Source organism: Bradyrhizobium sp. (assembly GCF_019242285.1).
Taxonomy (GTDB): domain Bacteria; phylum Pseudomonadota; class Alphaproteobacteria; order Rhizobiales; family Xanthobacteraceae; genus Bradyrhizobium.
Genome location: NZ_JAFAVV010000156.1, coordinates 1 through 6,046, shown reverse-complemented (window position 1 = coordinate 6,046; position 6,046 = coordinate 1). Strand labels below are relative to the sequence as shown.

General features: G+C 65.3%; 6 protein-coding genes and 1 pseudogene. 4 read left to right on the top strand and 3 right to left on the bottom strand.

All coding sequences use genetic code 11. The features are described from left to right. Positions 1–767: pseudogene (locus tag JOY90_RS05740) on the bottom strand (methyl-accepting chemotaxis protein); the annotation flags it as partial. Positions 768–1,159: 392 nt separating this feature from the next. On the opposite strand from JOY90_RS05740, the gene JOY90_RS05735 reads away from it, so the two are divergent. Both JOY90_RS05735 and JOY90_RS05730 read left to right on the top strand, forming a co-directional pair. Next, positions 1,160–1,531: an Hpt domain-containing protein gene (locus JOY90_RS05735; protein ID WP_291690182.1), complete on the top strand. Its 372-nt coding sequence runs from the start codon at positions 1,160–1,162 to the stop codon at positions 1,529–1,531. Between the two features lie 69 nt (positions 1,532–1,600). Then, complete coding sequence (locus JOY90_RS05730) at positions 1,601–1,921, top strand: 2Fe-2S iron-sulfur cluster-binding protein (RefSeq protein WP_291690181.1); 321 nt, start codon at positions 1,601–1,603, stop codon at positions 1,919–1,921. A 7-nt stretch (positions 1,922–1,928) separates the two neighbouring features. On the opposite strand, the gene JOY90_RS05725 is transcribed toward JOY90_RS05730, so the two are convergent. Together JOY90_RS05725 and JOY90_RS05720 are read right to left on the bottom strand one after the other, a co-directional pair. Continuing rightward, a complete protein-coding gene (locus tag JOY90_RS05725) occupies positions 1,929–3,071 on the bottom strand; it encodes a dienelactone hydrolase (RefSeq protein WP_291690180.1) in 1,143 nt (380 codons plus the stop codon). Continuing rightward, positions 3,068–3,523 carry a thioesterase family protein gene (locus JOY90_RS05720; RefSeq protein WP_291690179.1) on the bottom strand — a complete coding sequence of 152 codons (456 nt, stop codon included), beginning with the start codon at positions 3,521–3,523 and terminating at the stop codon, positions 3,068–3,070. The genes JOY90_RS05725 and JOY90_RS05720 overlap by 4 nt, the downstream gene beginning before the upstream one ends. Positions 3,524–3,720: 197 nt before the next feature. Here JOY90_RS05720 and JOY90_RS05715 point away from each other — a divergent pair, with 197 nt between their 5' ends. After that, positions 3,721–4,749, top strand: a complete 1,029-nt coding sequence (locus tag JOY90_RS05715; RefSeq protein WP_291690178.1) for an NAD(P)/FAD-dependent oxidoreductase — start codon at positions 3,721–3,723, stop codon at positions 4,747–4,749. A gap of 126 nt (positions 4,750–4,875) precedes the next feature. Then, positions 4,876–5,478 carry a DUF2147 domain-containing protein gene (locus JOY90_RS05710; protein WP_291690177.1) on the top strand — a complete coding sequence of 201 codons (603 nt, stop codon included), beginning with the start codon at positions 4,876–4,878 and terminating at the stop codon, positions 5,476–5,478. The last annotated feature ends 568 nt before the right edge of the window (positions 5,479–6,046 follow it).

Sequence of the window (6,046 nt, the reverse complement as noted above, 5' to 3'; positions counted from 1 at the left end):
CGCTGATGGGCGATGTCCTGCAGCAGCGCGCGGATGCGCACCTCGTTGTCGGAATAGGCGCGTTCCAGCGCCGCCACCTCGTTGGCGACCAGGGTTTCCAGTTCGCCGGCGCGCGCGATCGCACGCTCGACGCCGTCACCCATCGCGGCGACCTCGCGGCGGATGGCCTGGCCGATCGTGACCATCGAGTCACTCGCCGAACCCTCGGGCTCGGAGAAGCGGATCGCGACCTGCGCCATCGATTGCGCGATCATCCGCAGTTCCTGACCGCGCCAGGCTAGGCTTGCCAGGAAATAGAACAGCAGGACCGGCGCGAAGAACAGCGCGGCGAGCCCGGCCAGCGCCAGCACGCCTGCGGCGCCCTGTCCGAGCGCCGCCTGCAGCGAGGACAGGAAGCTGACGGTCAGGAGCGTGCAGCCGACGATCCAGACGCCGGCGAAAATCGTGGCGAGGGTGTAGATGTTTCGAGCCGGACGCCCACTCTGGATCGCCTGCAGTATCTGGCCGATGGTCTCGCGATCGTCGTTGGCGGGCCGGCGAGCCACCAGCGGCGGTTCGTCCATTGCCGAATCGAACATTGAGGAGCGATCGAGGCTCGGGCCAAAGTTCGGTTCCCCGAGGGGAGAAGCCGGCGGCGGCGAGGGTGGCTCGTTGCGTGCGGAGGAGCTCGGGCCCGTATCCTTGGTTGCGTCGATGTTCAAGGCTTCCTGAATGGCGGAAAGCGCCACTTCAGTGGGGTCTTTCACCTTCTTTGGATTGTTCGCCATGTTCAGTCTGAGCCCTCTCCTACGCATTCCGGCGAAGCCTGCGAGCGCCCCCTCGCAAGCCCTGAAACCGAAAATTGCTGCCGCTATGGCACCTCACGCGCGGCCCAACGGCCGGCTGCCCACTTCCATCCGTCGGCCATCCTATTGGCTGCATGTCCTGAATGAAATGGCTCCGATTAATACAATCTTAATCATCGTTAACAGAACTCGCGGGTAAGGGCCTTAAAACTCTTGCCAATTCTCGTGCCTCGCACCAGTTGCGACGGCATTTCGTCAAAAAATGGGCTAAACTACGGCATTCGCCGCGAAACCGGCCGTTAACCCCCGCATGATTGGTTGTAGGCTACCTCGCCCAGACCTTCCCAAAAGGTGGGGATATTCGGATCAGCGAGATGTCGTTTCACCCGGAATGGATCGACTGGATGCCGTCTCCGCCGCTCGCCCCCTGTTCCGGCCCGATCGATTTCGATCACCTTGAACGGGCGACGTTCGGCGACATTCGCCTGGAGCGCGAGGTGCTCTCGATGTTCCTCGCGCAGTCCGCCCGATTGCTCGGCGCCATCCTGGCGGCGCCGGCCGAGGCGGCCGCGTTGGCGCATACGCTGAAAGGGTCGGCGCGCGCGGTCGGCGCGTTCGCCGTCGCCGACCATGCGCTGGCGCTGGAAACCGCGATTGGCGCGCGGCGCGATCCGTCGCAGGCCGCAGCCGAGCTCGAGGAAGCGGTGGCCGAGGCCCGCGACGCCATCGAGGGCATGTTGGGCTAGCGCTGGCGCGGGAGGGACCGACCCGTTATAGGACAGCCCGGACCCCCATTCACCGCAGCACGAGCAATCATGGCCAAGATCAATTTTGTCGACCATCAAGGCGAAACCCGCACCATCGAGGTCGAGAACGGCGCGACCGTCATGGAGGCGGCGATCCGCAACGGCATTCCCGGCATCGAGGCCGAATGCGGCGGCGCCTGTGCGTGCGCGACCTGCCATGTCTATGTCGATGAAGCCTGGCGCGAGAAGGTCGGGCCGCCCTCGCCGATGGAGGAGGACATGCTGGATTTCGGCTTCGACGTGCGGCCGAACTCGCGCCTGTCCTGCCAGATCAAGGTGACCGACGAGCTCGACGGACTCACCGTTACGACCCCGGAACGGCAGGCCTGAGGTCCCCTCAGCGGCCATCGGAATGGCCCTCGCTCCCGCTCGCCGCCAGCGCATCGTCGATCGCGTAGAGCGTACAGTCCGGCGCATGTGCGGCGCAGGCCGATAGTGCCCGCTGCTTGGCGTCCTCGACCGACCGCCGGGCGGTCCAGTAGCCGTAACCGCCATGCGGCGAAACCGCGAACGCCTTGTGCGGACCGCGGGTGAGAAACTCCTCGAAAGCCGTGCGGCCGCTCGCCGAGAGTTTTACGGGCGGCATCAGGTCCGGCGGCGCGGGTGCCGCGAGGAGGTTGTCACTCTCGAGCTTTTGCGAACGCAGGAAATCGTCGACCGGTGCGGTCCAGCGCGGGATGCCGTCGGCGAACAGATGATGGCCGTCATTGCCGAAGGCTGGGGCCTCGATCAGTTGGGCGCGGCCGCCGCCGGCGGTGAAGGCGGCGAACAATCGGCGCGCCAGCTCCGGGCCGAAATAGCTGTCATTGGCGGCATAGATCCAGAGCGTCGGAACGCGCGATTTTTCGCCGAAGCTCTTGAACGTCTGGACCAGCGCCGCCTGGTCGTCGGCCTCGCGCGCGTCGTCGGGGCTCGCGTTGGAGCGGCGGATGCCGCCGGCGAAATTGATCGCACCGGCGAGGCCGCGAGGCGGATCGGCGGTCAGCGCCAGCGTCGCCAGTCCGCCCGAGGACACGCCGACGGCGATCATGCCGCGCGTCGTCACGTCGGGGCGTCGCTCCATGGCCGCGATCGCGGTGCGCAGATCGGCGATGCTCGCCTGCGCCGATCTGAGGAAGGTTTCGACCTCGCAGCAGCTCCTGCCTTCGGCATAGACGCCGCCGGATTCACCGTAGCCGCGGCGAAGCAGCACCAACGCGGCGAAGCCGCGGCGGGCGAATTCGACGGCCTGCCGGTAGAACGTGTAGGGGGTCAAATCGCTGCGCTTCTGCGCGTCGCTTTCGGTGCCGTGGCTGATCAGGGCCAGCGGATGTCGCGCGGAATCGTCCGGGCGGATCAACAGCGCCTCGAGGCCCTTGTCGCCCGCCGCCGTCATCGCGATGTGCAGGTCTTCGCGATGGAAGGCCTCCGCCGCCGCGGGTCGACAGAGCGCGGCCGCGCCCGCCGCGATCAGCCCAAGCAGCAGCCCACCGCGCTTCATTGTTGGTCGAGGCCGCGGCGCATCCAGGGCCGGAGCGCGGCGATGACCTCGTCCGTCAGCGGCACCGGCCTGTGGGTCGCCTCATCGATGAACACGCTCACCGACTGCGCCGAGGCCACGCATTTGCCTTGCGAGAACACCACCTGGTCGAAGGTCACGGAAGTACGTCCCATCCTGGCGACGCCGAGCCCGAGCTCGATCGTGCCAGGCCAGCGCAGCTCGGCCCGGAAGTGCATGTCGAGCCGCACCATCATCCAGCCTCGGCCCGGTGGCATCAGGCCGCGGCTTCCGTCCTTCATCAGCGTGACGCGGCCGGTCTCGAAATAGGTCGCGTAGACCGCGTTGTTGACGTGATGGTTGGGATCGAGATCGCCGTAGCGAACATTGTCGGTGAGGCGATAGGGGAAGTCTTCCAGGTGCGGCGTCGCATCGGCACGCAGGGGGGCATTCACGGGCAGGTCTCCGAACGGGCTCTTGGCCGTCTGTTACAGCCCAGCCGCCGAAGATCGGCAAGGGCCGCGGCCGCGGGGCGCCGCCATATTATGGCTTTCCTCCGCAAGCCGCCTTGGCTAGACAGGCGCCCGAGCATTCGTGCCCAGGGGCTGCCGGAAACGGGCTGCCGGGCGCCGGCAAACCGAAAAGAAGCGATATGAGCGAAGCGATCAAGACCGATGTGCTGATTGTCGGCGCGGGCCCCTGCGGGCTGTTCGCCGTGTTCGAACTGGGCCTTTTGGACATGAAGGCGCATCTGGTCGACATTCTCGACAAGATCGGCGGCCAGTGCGCCGAGCTCTATCCGGAGAAGCCGATCTACGACATTCCCGGCATTCCCATGGTTTCCGGCCAGGGCCTCACGGACGCGTTGATGGAGCAGATCAAGCCGTTCCATCCGACCTTCCATCTCGGCGAGATGGTGGAGAAGATCGAGAAGATCGGCGAGCCTGCGTTTCGCGTCACCACCGATGCCGGCAAGGTGTTCGAATGCAAGGTCGTGGTGATCTCCGCGGGCGGCGGCTCGTTCCAGCCGAAGCGTCCGCCGGTGCCGGGCATCGAGGCCTATGAGGGCACCTCGGTGTTCTACTCCGTACGCAAGATGGAGCAGTTCCGCGACAAGAGCCTCCTGATCGTCGGCGGCGGCGATTCCGCGCTCGATTGGACGCTGAACCTGCACCCGATCGCAAGGCGCGTCACGCTGTTGCACCGTCGCGACGACTTCCGCGCAGCACCGCACAGCGTCGAGCAGATGCGCGCGCTGGTCGCCTCCGGCAAGATGGACCTGAAGATCGGCCAGGTCACGGCGCTGGAAGGCGAGGGCGGCATGCTCGCCGGCGCCACCATGAAGGGCAACGACAACGCGATCAGCAGAATCGCGTGCGACACCATGCTGCCGTTCTTCGGCCTGACCATGAAGCTCGGCCCGGTGGCGAACTGGGGCCTCGCGCTGGAGAACAACCTGGTGCCGGTCGAGACCTCGGCATTCGAGACCAGCGTGCCCGGGATCTTCGCCATCGGCGATATCAACACCTATCCCGGCAAGCTCAAGCTGATCCTGTGCGGCTTCCACGAGGGCGCGCTGATGGCGCAGAAGGCGCATCGCTACGTCTATCCGGACAAGCGGCTGGTGTTCCAATACACGACCTCCTCGTCGAGCCTGCAGAAGAAGCTCGGGGTGAACTGATTCTCACCAAATTGTAACTTGCGCTCGTTCACGGCACGCGCATTCACCCCTGGGGGAACACTGGAGCGATCCTCGAAATGGCCGTAGTCTGCGGCCATTCCTTTATTCATTGGTCAGGTGGTCACGATGCGAAACGCGCTACCCCGATTTCAATTGACGCTCGCGGCGCTGATCGGCCTCGCCATCATCGCCGCCGCGCCGGTGCGCGCGGCGGATACTTCGGCCGCGGGACTGTGGCAGAAGGTCGAGAAGGGCAAGCCGGTCATCTATGTGCTGATGGTCGATCACAACGGGACCTTCGAAGGCGTGATCGCCAAGACGTTTCCGCTGCCGGGCGAGGACAGCGCGAACGAGATCTGCTCCAAATGCACTGACGACCGCAAGGATGCGCCGGTGCTCGGCATCTCCTTCATCCGCGACATGAAGCGGAACGGGCTGAAATACGAGGAAGGCAACGTCCTCGATCCGCGTGACGGCAAGGTCTACCACGCCAAGATGAGCTTGAGCGCGGACGGCCAGTCGCTGACGCTGCGCGGCTATATCGGCATCTCGCTGTTCGGCATGGACGAGGTCTGGCAGCGCCTGCCGGATACGACCATGTCCGAGATCGATCCGGCGATCGTCGCCAAATATCTGCCTGCGCAGGCCGCAGCCATGAAGCCGCCGCCGACCGCGGTGAAGCCGCAGGCTCCGGCGAATTTGGCCAAGAAGACGACGCCCGCGCATTAGTGGCGCGCTCTTGACGGTCGATGACGCCGCAAACACGGCTCCGCGTTCTCGCGGCATGATGTGCCCGAGCTTTGTGAGAAGACCGCTCTCTCATCATCACGAGAGGGCGCAGGGAATGCCGGGCGCTGGCCGCACCCATGGCCCGCCTGCAACAAGAAACGCAGGCGGCAGTCACCACAGGTTCAGCCGAGACATCCCGGCATTCCCCGCGCGATGGGTTACGGCTTATACGTGATCTCCCCGGGGAGCGGGCTTTCTTGCCCCCGTCATCCGCAAGATCATCGCCTGCGAACTTGACGCCAGCGTCGCGGCGCCAGGACCACACGATTTCGCCGTCCGCCATGAGCGCGCTCGTCTCGCGCGCCATCGCGTCCACCGCATCCCGCTTCCCACGTCCGTGACGATCGCGAAACGCCCCTCCGATGGAGGCGGGATGCGCCTAATAATCACAGTTTCTGAAAAATAGAAATAGAAATATTTTTGCATTGAGGACTGGACAGCGCCAACCGCCTTGAGTCCGCTCGGCTAATCGCGTTTTTCGCGCAACGTTTCCCGCGCCGGCGCGCCT